This is a genomic window from Streptomyces coerulescens, from assembly GCF_042657965.1.
Lineage (GTDB): Bacteria > Actinomycetota > Actinomycetes > Streptomycetales > Streptomycetaceae > Streptomyces > Streptomyces coerulescens.
The window spans coordinates 763,079-778,731 of the sequence record NZ_JBHSKM010000008.1 but is presented as its reverse complement, the minus strand read 5'-3'; the positions used below and the strand labels follow the sequence as shown (position 1 = coordinate 778,731).

Sequence of the window (15,653 nt, the reverse complement as noted above, 5' to 3'; positions counted from 1 at the left end):
CGTGGGACCGCGGCCCGGTGTCACCTGTTGGACGGCGCCTGCCGCGCGCCGGGCGGGGGATACATCGCTACGACCACCTGGAGTGAGGAGTGGCGGTATGCGGCGGATGCGGATTGCTGCGCTGTGCGGCGCGGCCGTGGTGACGGCGGTCGGGGTCGGCGGGGTGACTCCGGCGGCCGGGGCGGTGCGCGGTGCCGAGGCGGTGCACAGGGCCGAGGTGCACGGGGCTGAGGCGGCGCACAGGGCCGAGGCCGATCTCGCCTATCACGGCTCCGTGGACATGGTCGGGGGCCAGGTCGACGTACGGTTCACACCGCACAATGAAGGGCCGGGCGCCGTGCCGCAGTCCGTGGTGCGGATCCGCTGGTCGGAGGCGCTGGAGGACGGGCAGACACTGCCCGCGAACTGTGCGCCGGAGGGGGATCGGGCGGTGCGGTGCCGGGTCGGGCCGCTGGGCGCGAACGAGATCGGTGAGCCGATCGTCCTGCGGGTACGGCTGCGCGAGGTGCCGTCGGAGGTGCTGCTGGAGTTCGATCCGGTGGGCAGCGGCGGGGTGGTCGACGAGACCCGGGCGGCGGAGCGGCAGCGGGTGCTGGCGCTGGACACCGGGGACACGTACTACTTCTGACGCCGTCAGTCGTCGGGGTTGCCGGCGTCGTAGGCTGCGCGGGACCGGTGGACCTCGTCGAAGTGGGTCTCCGCCCAGTCCTTCACGGCGGTCAGCAGCAGGGCGAGGTTCTGGCCGAGCGCGGTCAGTTCGTAGTCGACGCGGACCGGGACGGACGGGGTGACGGTGCGGGTGAGCAGGCCGTCGCGTTCGAGGGAGCGCAGGGTCTGGGTCAGCATCTTGGGGCTGACGCCTGCGATCCTGCGGCCGAGGTCGCTGTAGCGCATGGGGCCCGGGGCGAGGGCGGAGACGACGAGGCTGACCCACTTGTCGCTGATGCGGTCCAGGAGCTGGTTGGTCGGGCAGCTCTTGAGGAACGCGTCGTACTCGATCCGGGCCTGTTCGCGTCGCTGGGCCGCCGTCGTGGTCGCCATGGCTCACCTCTGGGGTACGTACGCACTCTCAGGTAACTACTTACCCAGAGATAGTAACTCTTCCTAGGGTTGTTCGCAGTGGACGGGAGATCGTCCCGCCCACACGCTGACGAACCGAGGAGAGTCGCTGTGCGTGCTGTTGTGGTGGATACGGTCGGTGGGCCCGAGGTCGTGCAGGTCGTTCGGACCGACGTACCGGAGCCCGGCGAGCGACAGATACGGATCAAGGTCGCGGCGGCCGCGCTGAACCCGGTGGACGCGGGTGTGCGGGCCGGGGTCTTCGGAGGGGTGGACGTGCGGACCGGGCTCGGCTGGGACGTCGCCGGGACGGTGGACGCGGTCGGGGCCGCCGGCCGGTGGAGCGTGGGCGACGAGGTGGTGGCCCTGCACTACGGCATGGTCAAGCCGCTCGGCACTCACGCGGAGTACGTCGTGGTGGACGCGGACGCCGTCGCCCCGGCGCCGACGACGGCGGACGCCGTGCACGCGGCCTCGCTGCCGCTGAACGCGCTGACCGCCGTGCAGGCCCTGGACCGCCTTGAGCTGACGTCCGGTCGGTCGCTGCTGGTGACGGGGGCGGCGGGCGCGGTCGGTGCGTACGCCGTGCAGCTCGCCGCGCGCCGGGGGATCAAGGTCACCGCCCTGGCCCGGGAGACGGACGAGGAGTTCGTACGGTCGCTGGGTGCCGCCGGTTTCACGGCGGGCGGTGCCGGGGCGGGCAGCTTCGACGCGGTGCTGGACGCGGCGGTCCTGGGCGCGCCGGCGCTGGAGTGGGTGCGGGACGGGGGTGCCTACATCGGCGTCATCCCGCACGCCGAGCCGGGACCGGTGCGCGGAGTGCGCACAGGCGCGGTCGAGGTGAGCCCCGACGGAGCACAGCTCGCCGAACTCGTCCGGCTGGTGGACGAGGGCGCGCTGACCCTCCGGGTGGCGGAGACCTACGCCCTGGACGACGCGGCGAAGGCGCACGCGCGGCTGGCGGAGGGCGGCGTCCGGGGGCGGCTGGTGCTGGTGCCGTGACCGGGTGCGGTGCCGTGACCGGGTGCGGTGCCGTGACCGGGTGCCGCGATGTGTCGTCGGTCGAGTGCGGCGCCGTCGTGGCTGGTCGCGCAGTTCCCCGCGCCCCTTGAGGGCGTTACTGCTCGGCGGCGTCATCGGGCTATCGGGGCTCGGCGCCCCGCGCGTACGCCGTTGGTGGTACCCCCACCGTCGTGGTGAAGTCCCGTACCAGGTGGGCCTGGTCGGCGTAGCCGAGGTCGGCTGCGAGGGTGGCCCAGTCGACGTCCGTGCGGGTGCCGGCGAGTTCCAGGGCCTCGTGGATGCGGTAGCGCAGGATGCACCACTTGGGACTGACGCCGACGTAGGTGGAGAAGAGCCGTTGCAGTGCCCGGACCGACATGCCCTGCGCCTGCGCGAAGTCGCCGACGCGCAGGACCGTGCGGTCGGCGCGGATGCGGCGGACGAGGCCGATCGCGAGGTCGGCCTGGGGGTCGGGGGTGAGGGGGAGCGCGAGGAGGAAGGCGTCCAGGGCGGCCACCCGGGCGCGGTCGTCGGCCCCGGTGACGATCGTGCGGGCGGTGTCGGCCGTGGCGCCCGGGAACACCTCGCCGGCGGGCAGCGCGCGGCCCGTCCACCGGGACACCGGCGCCTCGGGGGCGTACGGGCGGAATCCGCCGGGCCGGAACTTCACCCCGCAGACCCGGCCCCGCCCGGTCAGCTTCCTGGTGAACAGGCCGAGCGCGACGCCCGTGACCTCGGCGTAGGGCCCGCCCTCGTCCTCGTCCCACTGGAAGGTGAGGTTGACGGACGGGTGCGGGACGACGTGCGAGGCGTAGGGCTCGGGCAGGTCCCAGTCGATGAGCCAGTACCACTCGACGTACCGGCGCAGCGGCCCGGCGGGCTCGTGGCGGCGGAACCGCACACGGCTCAGCAGCCCGGACGGGTCGACGATCCCGCGGGTGTCGTGGCGGGGTGCCTCCATGGCCGGATCGTACGTCGCGTTTCTTCAAGAAGGGCAGCCGCCGCAGTCCCTACCGTCGAGGCATGGACACGAACGGTGTGAAGACGTACGGCATCGGTGAGCTGCTGGCGATGGCGCGCGAGCGGGCGGTCGTGGTGGTGCGGGGCATCCCCGACGAGGGGCTCGCCGCACCCACGCCCTGCACGGAGTACGACGTGAAGGCCCTGGTCAACCACCTCTACCAGGTGATCGTGCAGTTCCAGCGGCTGGCCGCGAAGGAGGCGTCCGACTTCGGCGACACCCCGGACCGGGTCACCGGGAACGGCGAGTGGCGCGAGGGTCTTGCCCGGGAGGCGGACCTGCTGGTGGCGGCCTGGTCCGCGCCCGGCGCCGAGGAGGGGCGGACCGGCGGGATGGACATGCCCGCGCGGCTGGTCGGCTCGATGGCGCTGCTCGATCTGACGGTGCATGTGTGGGACCTGGCGCGGGCGACCGGCCAGGACTACCCGGGTGCCGACGAGGCGGTCGTCGCGGAGCTCGCCGGCGCGGTCGACACCCTGGCGCCCACGGCCAGGAAGATGGGGGTGTTCGGGGAGCCGGCCCCGGAGCCGGAGGGCGCGTCACCGTTCGAGCGGCTGCTCGCGCGGACCGGCAGGGACCCCCACTGGGGCTAGCCGGGAAGAGGGCCGGCCGGGAAGCAGGCGGGTCGGGAAGCAGGCTGGTCGCGAGGGGCGGGAATAGTCCGCCCGGGGTCTCCGTTCTCCGGTATAGTTGAACCGTCAACAACCGGAGGGTGAGCGACCATGCAGTTCGGGATCTTCAGCGTCGGCGATGTGACGCCGGACCCCACCACGGGCCGTACGCCGACCGAGCGCGACCGCATCAAGGCCATGGTCGCCATCGCGCTGAAGGCCGAGGAGGTCGGACTCGACGTCTTCGCGACCGGTGAGCACCACAACCCGCCGTTCGTGCCGTCGTCGCCGACGACGATGCTCGGCTACATCGCGGCACAGACGGAGCGGCTGGTGCTCTCCACCTCCACCACGCTCATCACCACCAACGACCCGGTGAAGATCGCCGAGGACTTCGCGATGCTCCAGCATCTGGCCGACGGCCGGATGGACCTGATGATGGGGCGCGGCAACACCGGCCCGGTCTACCCCTGGTTCGGCCAGGACATCCGCCAGGGCATCAACCTCGCCATCGAGAACTACGCCCTGCTGCACCGGCTGTGGCGCGAGGACGTCGTGAACTGGGAGGGCAAGTTCCGTACGCCGCTCCAGGGCTTCACGTCCACGCCCCGCCCCCTGGACGGCGTGGCGCCGTTCGTCTGGCACGGCTCCATCCGCTCCCCGGAGATCGCCGAGCAGGCCGCGTACTACGGCGACGGCTTCTTCCACAACAACATCTTCTGGCCGGCCGACCACACCAAGCGGATGGTCGAGCTGTACCGGAGCCGGTACGCCCACTACGGGCACGGCACGGCCGAGCAGGCGATCGTCGGGCTCGGCGGCCAGGTCTTCATGCGCAAGAACTCCCAGGACGCGATCCGCGAGTTCCGGCCCTACTTCGACGTCGCCCCGGTCTACGGGCACGGCCCGTCGCTGGAGGACTTCATGGACCAGACCCCGCTGACGGTCGGCTCCCCGCAGCAGGTGATCGAGAAGACGCTCGCCTTCCGCGACTACGCCGGTGACTACCAGCGCCAGCTGTTCCTCATGGACCACGCCGGACTGCCCCTGAAGACCGTCCTGGAGCAGATCGACATGCTCGGCGAGGAGGTCGTGCCGGTGCTGCGCAAGGAGTTCGCCGCCGGGCGCCCGGCCGGGGTGCCGGACGCGCCGACCCACGCATCCCTGCTGGCCAAGAAGGAGTCGGAAGAGGTGACCGTCGCATGAAGCTCGTCGTCGTGTCCGCGGGGCTGAGCGTCCCGTCCTCCACCCGGCTCCTCGGCGACCGGCTGGCGGCGGCCGCCGTGGGGCAGGCCGTGGACTCCGTAGAGGTCGAGGTCGTCGAGCTGCGCGACCTCGCCGTGGAGATCGCCCACCACTTCACCAACGGCTTCCCCGGCCGGCAGCTGGCCGCCGCGATCGACGCGGTGACCTCGGCCGACGGACTGATCGTCGTCACGCCGGTGTTCTCCGCGTCGTACAGCGGACTGTTCAAGTCGTTCTTCGACGTGATCGAGAAGGACGCGCTGGCGGGCCTGCCGGTGCTGATCGCCGCGACCGGCGGCACGGCCCGGCACTCGCTGGTCCTGGAGCACGCGCTGCGTCCCCTCTTCGCCCATCTGCGGGCCGTGGTCGTCCCCACCGGCGTCTACGCCGCCTCGGAGGACTGGGGCGCCGAGGGCCTGGACGGACGCATCGGGCGGGCGGCGGGGGAGCTGGCGGGGCTGATGCAGGGCCTGTCGGGAGTCAGGGCTGTCGCGGACGACCTCGCGGTGGTGCCCTTCGCCGAGCAGCTGACCGCGCTGAACAGCCCGTCCGGCGTTTGAGGACGAGGCCGTCCAGGCCGAAACGGGGGTCTGGGGGCGGAGCCCCCAGAGGCGGCCGTGTGAGGGTGTGAGCCCAGTAAGAAGGGCAACAGCAGCGCGGTCCACCCGGCCGAACCGCCGGAGGCCTTGGCAGACTGAACGGGTGTCGCAGACTGTTCTCCTCGCCGAAGACGACCGCGCCATCCGCCACGCCCTGGAGCGCGCGCTGACCCTGGAGGGCTACCGGGTCACCGCGGTCGCCGACGGTGTCGAGGCGCTGGCGCAGGCCCACCGCACGCCCCCGGACGTGCTCGTCCTCGACGTGATGATGCCCGGCATAGACGGCCTCCAGGTCTGTCGGGTGCTGCGCGCCGAGGGCGACCGCACCCCGATCCTGATGCTGACGGCGCTCGTGGAGACCCAGGACCGCATCGCCGGCCTGGACGCGGGCGCCGACGACTACGTGGTCAAGCCCTTCGACGTGGAGGAGGTCTTCGCCCGGCTGCGCGCCCTGCTGCGCCGCACGAGCGAGGCGAACGGCGCCGCCGTCGACGTACCGAAGCAGCCCGCTCCCGAGCCGTCCGCCCGGCTGATCGAGGCGGCCGGGCTGCGGATGGACCCGCAGGCGCGCCGGGCCTGGCGGGGCACGCGGGAGCTGGAGCTGACGCGCACCGAGTTCGAGCTGCTGGAGCTGCTGGCGCGCAATGCCGGCATCGTCCTCGACCACGCCACCATCTACGACCGCATCTGGGGCTACGACTTCGGCCCCGGCTCCAAGAACCTCGCCGTCTACGTCGGCTACCTGCGCCGCAAGCTCGACGAGCCGGGTGCCCCGCAGCTGATCCACACGGTCCGCGGGGTGGGTTACGTGCTGCGGGAGGACTGAGTGGGCGGCCGGGTGCGATGCCGGTTCGCCCGCCTGCTGACCGGACGCCGGCGTACCGGGCTCGTCTCGCTGCGCTCCACCTTCGCCGTGTCCTTCGCGGCCGTCACCGCCGTCGTCACCCTCCTGGTCGGACTGCTGTCGTACACCGCCGCGGCCCGGCTGGTGCGGGTGGACCAGGAGTCCGTGTTCGACGAGGTCGTGCAGGACCTGCGCGGCGAGGTGACACAGCGGCCCATGCGGCCGGACGACTTCTCCTCCTCCGCGCCCGGCCACGATCTCGTACGGCCCGCCCGTACCGATGTGCAGGTGCTGGGCCCGGACGGCGCCGTCGTCGACCCGGGGCGCCCGGGGCTGCCGGTCACGGCCTCCGACCGGCGGATCGCGGCCGACGGGACGGCCGGGCGGATGATCCAGCACAAGGACGTCGACGTCGGCAGCGACGTCTACCGCGTGGCGACCGTCGCGCTCGGCGGCGGCCGGGGCGCGGTGCAGATCGCCCAGGAGTTCAGCGACACCGAGGACCTGCTGCGGGCGCTCCAGCAGCGGACGTTGCTGCTGATGGGGGCCGTGGTGGTCCTCGCGGGACTCTTCGGCTGGTGGCTGGCCCGGCGCATCACCCGCCGCCTGGTCGTGCTCACCGACGCGGCCGAGGATGTCGCGCGCACCCGGCGGCTGGGCGTCCAGGTGCCCGTCACCGGCTACGACGAGGTCGGCCGCCTCGGCCGGGCCTTCGACCGCATGCTGGGGCGGCTGGCCCAGTCGGAGGAGGACCAGCGGCGGCTCGTGCAGGACGCGGGGCACGAGCTGCGCACCCCGCTCACCTCGCTGCGGACGAACATCTCCCTGCTGCGCCGTATCGACGAGCTGCCGCCCGACACCCGTGACGAGCTGGTCGCCGACCTGGGCCAGGAGGCGCGCGAACTGACCGACCTGGTCAACGAGTTGGTCGACCTGGCGGCCGGGCAGTCCGACACCGAGCCGGCCCAGCGGGTGGACCTCGCCGACATCGCCGAGGAGGTCGCGGGGCTCGCCCGGCGCCGTACCGGGCGGCGGATCCTGGTCCGCGCGAGCGGCGATACGACGGTTCAGGGGCGGGCGGGGATGCTGCAGCGGGCGGTCACGAATCTCGTCGAGAACGCGGCGAAGTTCGACCGTGAGGGCAGTGGGCCGATCGAGATCAGTGTGGCCGGGCCCGCGCGGCCCGGGACGGTGCGGGTGGAGGTGCTGGACCGGGGGCCCGGGATTGCCGAGGACGATCTGATCCGGGTCTTCGACCGGTTCTACCGGGCTGCCGACGCGCGGTCCCTGCCGGGGTCGGGCCTGGGGCTGTCGATCGTGCGGGAGGTGGCGCTGGCGCATGCGGGGGCGCCGTTCGCCGTTCGGCGGGAGGGTGGGGGGACGGCGATCGGGTTCACGGTGGGCGGGGCGGGCTGAGGAATGGGCACCGTCGGTTCGCGCGGCGGGGCAGGCGTCGGGCTCGGGGGTCGTGGGGAGGACGTCAGGGTGTTGAGTGATGTGGAGCGTGCCGTACTGGCGGAGATCGACGAGGCCGGGATCGGGCGGACGCTGCTGGAGATGATCTCCGTGCCGAGCGTGACCGGGAGCGCGGCCGAGTCGGAGCTCCAGCATCTGCTGGCCGGGCGGCTGGAGCGGCTCGGACTGGACGTCGACCTGTGGTCCATGGACCTGGACGCGCTGCGCGCGGACCCGGAGTTCCCGGGGACGGAGGCCGAGCGGGCCGAGGCCTGGGGGCTGGTCGGGGTGACCGGGGACGGCGGGGACGGGCCCACCTTCGTCCTGCAGGGGCATGTCGACGTCGTACCGCCCGGGGACCCCGACGCCTGGAACGGCGATCCGTTCGTGCCCAGGGTCGTCAGGGACGTCGTGCACGGGCGCGGTGCCTGTGACATGAAGGCCGGGCTGACGGCCCACCTCGCCGCGCTCACGGCGATCCGGGCCGCGGGAGTGCGGCTGCGCGGACGGGTCGGCGTGCACTTCGTCGTGGGGGAGGAGGACGGCGGTCTCGGCGCCTTCGGCACGCTCAGGCGCGGCCACCGCGGCGACGTCTGCGTCATCACCGAGCCGACGGGCGGCACCCTCGTCACCGCCAACGCCGGCGCGCTGACCTTCCGTATCGCCGTGCCCGGCAGGGCGGCCCACGGCAGCGCACGCGACCAGGGCGTCAGCGCGATCGACGCGTATGTGCCGCTGCACGGGGCACTGGCCCGGCTGGAGGCCGAGCGCAATCGGGACGCGCATCCGCTCATGGCCGGGCATCCCATCCCCTACGCCCTGTCGGTGGGCACCGTGCGCGCCGGGGACTGGGCGAGCAGCGTGCCCGATCTGCTGGTCGCCGAGGGACGGCTGGGCGTACGGCTCGGCGAGGACCCGGCCGAGGCGCGGGCCGCCTTCGAGCGGTGCGTCGCCGAGGCGTGCGCCGCCGACCCGTGGCTGCGCGACCACCCGCCGACGGTGACCTGGCCGGGCGGGCAGTTCGCCAGCGGCCGGCTGCCCGAGGGCCACCCGCTGCCGGAGCTGATACGAGGCGCCCACGCCGACACGGGGGGAGCCGCGGACCCGCGCGAGTGCGGGGCGCCGTACGGCAGCGATCTGCGGCTGTACTCCGGGGCGGGGATACCGACGTTGCAGTACGGGCCGGGCGACATCCGGGTGGCGCACAGCGCGCGGGAACAGGTCGCCGTCGCCGAAGTGGTCGAGGTGGCAAGGACGTTGGCGGTGACGGTGCTGCGGACGGTCGGCACCAGGTGACCCTCCTCGAGAGGGCCCTGTGCTCGTCCCTTGAGAGGGTCCTGTGCTCGTCCGTATGAAGTCCCGTGAAAGCGGTCACTGCCGGGCCGTGGCTCCGTACACTCCGTGACCGTGTTGACGCCGAAGGCCGGGCACGAGGTCGCCGGCCGCTACCTCCTCAGGGAACCCGTCGGCAGGGGCGGGATGGGTGTCGTGTGGCAGGCCTGGGACGAGACGCTGAAGCGGACCGTCGCGGTCAAGTGCGCACGACCGGACGACGAACAGGCCGCCAGGAGACTGAAGAAGGAGGCGCAGTACGCCGCGCGGTTGCACCACCCGAACATCGTGCCGGTCTTCGACTTCGTCGAGGAGACGGACGCGGGATCCGGCGAGGCGACCTGCTGGATCGTCATGGAGTACGTCCCCTCCCGCAGCCTCGCCCAGCTGTTCGAAGCCGAGCTGCTGTCGCCCGAGGACGCCGGTTCCGTCGGCTGCCAGATAGCCGCCGCGCTGGCCAAGTCGCATGCTCTGGGCGTGGTCCACGGCGATGTGACCCCGGAGAACATCCTGGTCACCGAGGACGGTGTCGCCCGGCTCACCGACTTCGGCATCGCACGGGCCCTGTGGAGCGACGTCACCCAGACCCACACGGTCACGACCGGTGTGGTGCGGGGCAAGCCCAAGTACCTCGCGCCCGAGCTGGCCAAGGGGCGGCCCGCGGACGAGAAGGCCGACGTGTTCTCGCTCGGCGCCAGCCTGTTCGCCGCGGTCGAGGGCCACTCGCCGTACGGCCGGGTCGACCATCCGATGGCCTATGTCGCCCGTGCCATCGAGGGCCATCTCGAACCCGCCGAGCGTGCCGGGCTGCTCACCGACCCGCTGGCCGCGCTGCTGGAGCCGGACGCCCGGCGCCGCCCCGACGCCGCCGAGGCGTACCGGCTGCTGACCCGGGCCGCCCCGCCGCCGCCCGAGGTCCAGAGCCAACTGGCCGACCACAACACCCTGCACCTCGCCTCGCTCACCCTGCGACTGCCGCGTGCCGTACGGCGTCGACGGCGCCCCCTGGGCCTCGCGGCGGGGGCGCTGGCCGCGGCGATCGCGATCACGGCCGGGATCATCGGCCTGACGTGGGGCGGCGACGACAAGGGCCGAGAGCCCGACGCGAAGCCGTCCCCCACGGCCACGGTGCACGCCGGTGCGATCGGCGACGTCGTGACGGCCGACCCCTGCAAGCTGCTCGACGCCGCCTCGCTGAGCCGGTTCGGGGACACCGAACTCGACCCGGACTACGGTGAGTTGGACCGCTGCGATGTGCTGGTGCTCAGTGCCGACGGCGACGAACTGGCCGGCGTCGATCTCAACTTCTCCAGCGAGGACCAGGAGTTCGACGGCAGTGTGCCGGTCCGGCGGGTCGGCAACGTCGAGGTGGCGAGCCTGAGCCGCGACGGCGACGACTGCGAGCGGTTCATCTCGACCTCCGACGGCCGCGGCATCTTCGTCGTCGGCACCCGGCGGGAGGCCGCCGCGCCCGATCCCTGCGCTCTGGCCGACGCCGCCACCGACCACGCGGTCACGGTCCTCGACCAGGGGCCCGTGCCCCGGCGCTCGGGCCCCTGGCCCGCCACCTCCCTGGCCCGGCTCAACGCCTGCGATCTGCTCGACACCGCCGCGCTGAAACGGGTCCCGGGCCTGCGGACGAGGCCGTCGGACCACGGTTTCGCGGACTGGGAGTGCGACTGGTCGAGCCCGGACGGCGACCGGGCCTTCGTGCAGCTGTCGTTCACCCGGGACAACCAGCCGGCGGACAACGGGGAGCCGACGGCCGTCGGGGGCACGACGAGCTATGTGTCACCGGAGGAGGACGGCGAACGCAGCTGCGCCGTCTACGTGCCGCACCGCACGTACACCAACTCCGTCGGCGACGGCACGAGCGAGCTGTTCCGGCTGACCGTACGCGGGGAGCGGCCCACCGAGAAGGCGTGCGAGACGGCCGAGGAGCTGTCCGCCAGCGCGCTGAAGAACATCGCCGAGCGACTGCCGGAGGACAAGTGATCGTCGGCCACCGCCCCCACGACCACGCTCGCGACCGCACCCGGCCCGTCCCCGGTGGCGGCCGGGCCCTGCCGCCCACCCACGGCAGCCTCGCCCGCGGCGCCTCCGCGCCCGTACCCGGCACGCTCTTCGCCCTGGCGTTCGGCGGCGGTATGACGCTGGGCCCCGGCGAGGGCCGCGAGGTGCTGTTCGGGCGCAACCGGCCCGAGGTGCACATCTGTCTGGGCGAGGACGATCCCCAGGTCAGCCGCCACCACGGCACCCTCACCCATCTCGCCGGACGCTGGTGGCTGAGCAACAGCGGACGGCTGCCGATCCGGTGCGCCGGCGGCAGGCTGCTGTTCCGGGGTGAGGAGCCACTGCCCCTCGACACGGGCTACACCCCGCTGTTCGCCGGGGGTTCGCGGGGCCGTGAGCATCTGCTGGAGGTCTTCGTCACCGGCTCCGAGGGCGGGCAGCGACCACCCCGGCACGGGGACGTCACCCGGCCGCCCCGGGTGTGGACCCTCACCGACGCCGAGCGGCTCGCCCTGGTCGCCCTCGGCCGGCGCTATCTGCTGCACGAACCCCGCCCGCAGCCCCTGACCTGGCGGGAGACGGCCGCGCAGCTCGCCGATGTGCGGCCCGGGGAGGGCTGGACGGAGAAGCGGGTCGGGCACCTCGTCAACGCCGTACGGCTGCGGCTGTCCCGCGACGGGGTGCCCGGACTGACCCGGGAGGAGGTGGGCGAGCCGGTCGGCAACTCGCTGAACGACCATCTGATCCGGGCCCTGCTGGCCTCGACCACGCTCGTACCGATGGACCTGGTCCTGATCGACGGGGCGTGAGCCCGGGGATCCGTGAGACGGCAGACAGAAGCCCGGCGCGACATCCGAGTCGAGCCGGGCTTCCGGCCTGCGCACCCCAGGTGGGCCCGTCACACCGTCAGCCACACCGCCTGGTCCGGCGCCAGCGCGCCGCCCTCGACGGGGCCGCTCGCCAGCAGGACCGAGGTGTGGGCGGGCAGCGGGTACGGCTCCGCCGAGAGGTTGACCACGCAGACGAAGCCCGGATCGCGGCCGAACGCGAGGACGCCTTCCGGGGCATCCAGCCAGGTCAGGCTGCCGTCACCGAGAGCCGGGTGCTCGCGGCGCAGACGCAGGGCCGTCCGGTAGAGCTCCAGCATCGAGGTCTCGTCGCCGCTCTGGCCCGCCATGGTGCGCGCAGCCCAGTCGGCGGGCTGCGGCAGCCAGGGCGCCGCGCCGGCACCGTCGGGGCTGAAGCCGTACGGGGTGGCCGTGCCGGACCAGGGGATCGGGACCCGGCAGCCGTCGCGGCCGCGGTCGGTGTGGCCGGAGCGTTCCCAGACGGGGTCCTGCAGCACGGCCTCCGGGAGGTCCTCGACCTCGGGCAGGCCGAGTTCCTCGCCCTGGTAGATGTAGGCGCCACCCGGCAGGGAGAGCATCAGCAGGGCGGCGGCGCGGGCGCGCCGGGTGCCCAGTTCCAGGTCGAGGGGGCCCTCGGGTACGTACGTCTCGTTGGCGACCCAGCGCTTGGCGGCCTTGCGGCCGTAGCGGCTGGGATGGCGTACGACGTCGTGGTTGGAGAGCACCCAGGTGGCGGGCGCACCCACCGCGCCGAGCATTTCCAGGGAGCCGTCGATGACCTCGCGCAGGTCTTTCGGGTGCCAACTCGACATCAGGAAGTCGAAGTTGAACGCGGTGTGCAGACCGTCCGGCCGGACGTACGCGGCCAGCCGCTCCGGGGTGTCCGCCCAGGCCTCGGCGACGAAGGACCGGTCGCCGGGGAACTCGTCGGCCACCTTGCGCCAGGCGCGGTAGATGTCGTGGACCTCGTCGCGGTCCCAGTGCGGGTGGTCGACGTGCTGCCAGGGCTGCTCGGTGTCGGGGTCGCGGCGGGGCGGGAGGTCGGGCAGCTCCGGGTGCTTGATCAGGCCGTGGGCGACGTCGATCCGGAAGCCGTCCACGCCCCGGCTGAACCAGAACCGCAGGATCGACTCGAACTCGGCCCGCACCTCGGGGTGCTGCCAGTTCAGATCCGGCTGCTCGGGAGCGAAGAGGTGCAGGTACCACTGCCCGTCGGGCAGCCGCGTCCATGCGGGGCCCCCGAAGCAGGAGACCCAGTCGTTGGGCGGCACGGACCCGTCCTCGCCCCGGCCGTCCCGGAAGACGTAGCGCTCGCGCTCCGGACTGCCGGGACCGGCCGCCAGCGCCGCCCGGAACCAGGCGTGCCGGTCGGAGGTGTGGTTGGGCACGATGTCCGGGATGACGCGGATCCCGTGCGCGTGCGCCTCCTCGATGAGCCGCTCGGCCTCGGCGACCGTGCCGAACAGTGGGTCGATCTCCCGGAAGTCGGCCACGTCGTAACCGTGGTCGGCCATCGGGGACTTGTACCAGGGGTTGATCCAGATGGCGTCCACGCCGAGTGACTTGAGGTACGGCAGCCGGGAGCGGATGCCCGCGATGTCGCCGACGCCGTCGCCGTTCCCGTCGGCGAAGCTGCGGATGTAGACCTGGTAGATGACGGCGCTGCGCCACCAGGGCGCGGTGGTGGGGGACAAGGCTGCAAGCTCCTTGGTTGTCGGGGAGAGTCGATCGAGGAAGGGCGGTGTCACTTCGCCGCTCCCGCCGTGAGTCCGGCGACGATGCGGCGCTGGAAGAGCAGCACCATGACCACCAGCGGGACCGTGACGAGGACACCCGCGGCCATCTGGCTGCCGAACGGCGTCTCGTACGTCGTGGCGCCGGTGAACTTGGAGATGGCGACCGGCGCGGTCTGCATGTCCGGCTTGTTGGTCATCGACAGGGCGATGAGGAACTCGTTCCAGGCGCAGATGAAGGTGATGATCGCCGTGGTGAAGATGCCCGGCGCGGCCAGCGGGACGATGACCCTGCGGAACGCCTGGCCCCGGGTGCAGCCGTCGACCATGGCGGCGTGTTCCAGCTCGTCCGGCATCTGCCGGAAGAACGCGGTCAGGTTCCACACCGCCAGCGGCAGCGCGAAGGACATGCTCGGCACGATCATCGCCTGGTAGCTGTTGATCCAGCCGATGTCCGTGAACAGCTTCAGCAGCGGCACCACGATCGACACCACCGGGAACATGGAGGTGGCGATGATCAGGGTCAGGATCAGCCGCTTGAAGCGGAAGTCGAGCCGGGCCATCGCATACGCCGTGAAGGTCGCCAGCAGCAGCGCCAGGACGGTCGTGATGCCCGCCACGACCAGGCTGTTGAGCAGCGCACGCCCGAACCCCTGCGCGGGGTCGAACACCGCCCGGTAGTTCTCGAAGGACACCGGGGACGGGACGAGCGAGGTGTCGAAGATGTCCGAGGTTCGGCGCAGGCTGGAGACCAGCATCCAGTAGAACGGGGCCAGGCAGTAGGCCACGACCGCGACGACGCCCGCGTACACCAGGCCGCTGCGCCACTTCGCCGTGAGCGACGTCATGCCGTCACCTCCGTACGGCGGCGCAGTGCCGCGATCCGGCTGCCCCTGCGCTTACGGCCGCCCGGGCCGGCGTCTCCGATCAGGTCGGCCCCGAGCAGCCGTACGAAGGCCAGGGCGATGAGGAAGACGTAGAGGAAGAGGAGCACCGAGTACGCCGAGGCCGGTCCGAAGCGGACGTTGGACGCCTCGTTCTGCGCGAGCATCGACAGGGTCTCCACCGAGTGCTTCTGGGCGCCGATGAGGATGTACGGCAGGTCGAACATGCGCAGCGCGTCCATGCAGCGGAACAGCATCGCCACCAGCAGCGCAGGTTTCACCAGCGGCAGGGTGATGTGCCAGAACTGGCGCGGCGGGCTCGCCCCGTCGATGCGGGCGGCCTCGTACACCTCCTTGCCGATGACCTGCAGCCCGGCCAGGACCAGCAGCCCGATGAAGGGCGCCGTCTTCCACACCTCGGCGACGATGACCGCGACCTTGGCGTGGAAGCCCTCGGTGGTCCACAGGACCTGACGGCCGATCAGCGTGTTGGCGATGCCGTCGCTGTTGAAGATCCACCGCCACAGCAGCCCGGAGATGGCCGTGGGCACCGCCCAGGGGATCAGGATGCCCGCCCGGACCAGTCCGCGGCCCCGGAACGCCTTGTGCATGATCAGGGCCATCGCCACGCCGATGACCGTCTCCAGGGCGACCGTGACGACGGTGAAGAAGGTCGTGTTCCAGAAGGCGTTCCAGAACCGCTCCCCGGCCTCGCCGAAGATGTCGGCGTAGTTCCGCAGCCCGACGAACGGCTCCGTCGCGCTGATGAACCCGGTCTCCGGGTCCAGGCCCTTCGCCCCGTACAGCGACTCGTTCAGCGCCATCAGCGTCGGGTAGAGCACGACGATCGTCAGCACCAGCAGCGTCGGGGAGACCAGCAGGGCGGCCATCCGGGCCGTGCCCGCGGTCGCGCGGGACTGCCCTCGCGTACGGCGGTGGCGGCTCGCCGGCTCCCGGGGCTCCGGGTCCACCGCCGGCGCCGGGGGCGGGATCTTGGTGTCGGCCAT

Annotated in this window: 15 protein-coding genes; 10 read left to right on the top strand and 5 right to left on the bottom strand. The window is 72.5% G+C overall.

Annotated elements, in window-relative coordinates; all coding sequences use genetic code 11:
- Positions 1–97: 97 nt before the first annotated feature.
- Positions 98–628 (top strand): hypothetical protein, encoded by a 531-nt coding sequence (locus tag ACFPQ9_RS17890; RefSeq protein WP_380853822.1) that lies wholly within the window; start codon positions 98–100, stop codon positions 626–628.
- A gap of 5 nt (positions 629–633) precedes the next feature.
- On the opposite strand, the gene ACFPQ9_RS17885 is transcribed toward ACFPQ9_RS17890, so the two are convergent.
- Entirely contained in the window at positions 634–1,041 is a 408-nt protein-coding gene (locus ACFPQ9_RS17885; protein WP_380853820.1) for a winged helix-turn-helix transcriptional regulator, read from the bottom strand.
- Between the two features lie 129 nt (positions 1,042–1,170).
- On the opposite strand from ACFPQ9_RS17885, the gene ACFPQ9_RS17880 reads away from it, so the two are divergent.
- On the top strand, positions 1,171–2,061 hold the full coding sequence (locus ACFPQ9_RS17880; RefSeq protein WP_380853818.1) for an NADP-dependent oxidoreductase: 891 nt from the start codon (positions 1,171–1,173) through the stop codon (positions 2,059–2,061).
- A 139-nt stretch (positions 2,062–2,200) separates the two neighbouring features.
- Here ACFPQ9_RS17880 and ACFPQ9_RS17875 read toward each other — a convergent pair whose 3' ends face one another.
- Positions 2,201–3,022 carry a DUF6597 domain-containing transcriptional factor gene (locus ACFPQ9_RS17875; protein ID WP_380853816.1) on the bottom strand — a complete coding sequence of 274 codons (822 nt, stop codon included), beginning with the start codon at positions 3,020–3,022 and terminating at the stop codon, positions 2,201–2,203.
- Positions 3,023–3,084: 62 nt separating this feature from the next.
- Between ACFPQ9_RS17875 and ACFPQ9_RS17870 the strand changes: the two genes are divergently transcribed.
- The 8 genes from ACFPQ9_RS17870 (at position 3,085) to ACFPQ9_RS17835 (ending at position 11,990) form a co-directional block, all read left to right on the top strand.
- On the top strand, positions 3,085–3,675 hold the full coding sequence (locus tag ACFPQ9_RS17870; RefSeq protein ID WP_380853814.1) for a TIGR03086 family metal-binding protein: 591 nt from the start codon (positions 3,085–3,087) through the stop codon (positions 3,673–3,675).
- A gap of 129 nt (positions 3,676–3,804) precedes the next feature.
- Complete coding sequence (locus ACFPQ9_RS17865; protein ID WP_380853812.1) at positions 3,805–4,899, top strand: LLM class flavin-dependent oxidoreductase; 1,095 nt, start codon at positions 3,805–3,807, stop codon at positions 4,897–4,899.
- Positions 4,896–5,498, top strand: a complete 603-nt coding sequence (locus ACFPQ9_RS17860; RefSeq protein WP_380853810.1) for a CE1759 family FMN reductase — start codon at positions 4,896–4,898, stop codon at positions 5,496–5,498. Before ACFPQ9_RS17865 ends, ACFPQ9_RS17860 begins: the two co-directional genes overlap by 4 nt.
- Before the next feature lie 142 nt (positions 5,499–5,640).
- Entirely contained in the window at positions 5,641–6,363 is a 723-nt protein-coding gene (locus ACFPQ9_RS17855; RefSeq protein ID WP_380853808.1) for a response regulator transcription factor, read from the top strand.
- Positions 6,364–7,797 (top strand): sensor histidine kinase, encoded by a 1,434-nt coding sequence (locus ACFPQ9_RS17850; protein WP_380853806.1) that lies wholly within the window; start codon positions 6,364–6,366, stop codon positions 7,795–7,797.
- A 69-nt stretch (positions 7,798–7,866) separates the two neighbouring features.
- Positions 7,867–9,132 carry an ArgE/DapE family deacylase gene (locus tag ACFPQ9_RS17845; RefSeq protein WP_380853804.1) on the top strand — a complete coding sequence of 422 codons (1,266 nt, stop codon included), beginning with the start codon at positions 7,867–7,869 and terminating at the stop codon, positions 9,130–9,132.
- Between the two features lie 111 nt (positions 9,133–9,243).
- The gene (locus tag ACFPQ9_RS17840; protein ID WP_380853802.1) at positions 9,244–11,163 is read left to right on the top strand and encodes a serine/threonine-protein kinase; all 1,920 of its coding nucleotides are present in this window, start codon (positions 9,244–9,246) and stop codon (positions 11,161–11,163) included.
- Positions 11,160–11,990 carry an FHA domain-containing protein gene (locus ACFPQ9_RS17835; RefSeq protein ID WP_380853800.1) on the top strand — a complete coding sequence of 277 codons (831 nt, stop codon included), beginning with the start codon at positions 11,160–11,162 and terminating at the stop codon, positions 11,988–11,990. The genes ACFPQ9_RS17840 and ACFPQ9_RS17835 overlap by 4 nt, the downstream gene beginning before the upstream one ends.
- A gap of 89 nt (positions 11,991–12,079) precedes the next feature.
- Here the strand turns inward: ACFPQ9_RS17835 and ACFPQ9_RS17830 are convergent, their stop codons facing one another.
- Genes ACFPQ9_RS17830 through ACFPQ9_RS17820 form a run of 3 tightly spaced genes read right to left on the bottom strand, consistent with a single transcriptional unit; the run spans position 12,080 to position 15,653 of the window.
- Entirely contained in the window at positions 12,080–13,723 is a 1,644-nt protein-coding gene (locus ACFPQ9_RS17830; protein ID WP_380853798.1) for a glycoside hydrolase family 13 protein, read from the bottom strand.
- 50 nt (positions 13,724–13,773) lie between these two features.
- Entirely contained in the window at positions 13,774–14,610 is an 837-nt protein-coding gene (locus ACFPQ9_RS17825) for a carbohydrate ABC transporter permease (protein WP_380853796.1), read from the bottom strand.
- Positions 14,607–15,653 (bottom strand): carbohydrate ABC transporter permease, encoded by a 1,047-nt coding sequence (locus ACFPQ9_RS17820; RefSeq protein ID WP_380853794.1) that lies wholly within the window; start codon positions 15,651–15,653, stop codon positions 14,607–14,609. The genes ACFPQ9_RS17825 and ACFPQ9_RS17820 overlap by 4 nt, the downstream gene beginning before the upstream one ends.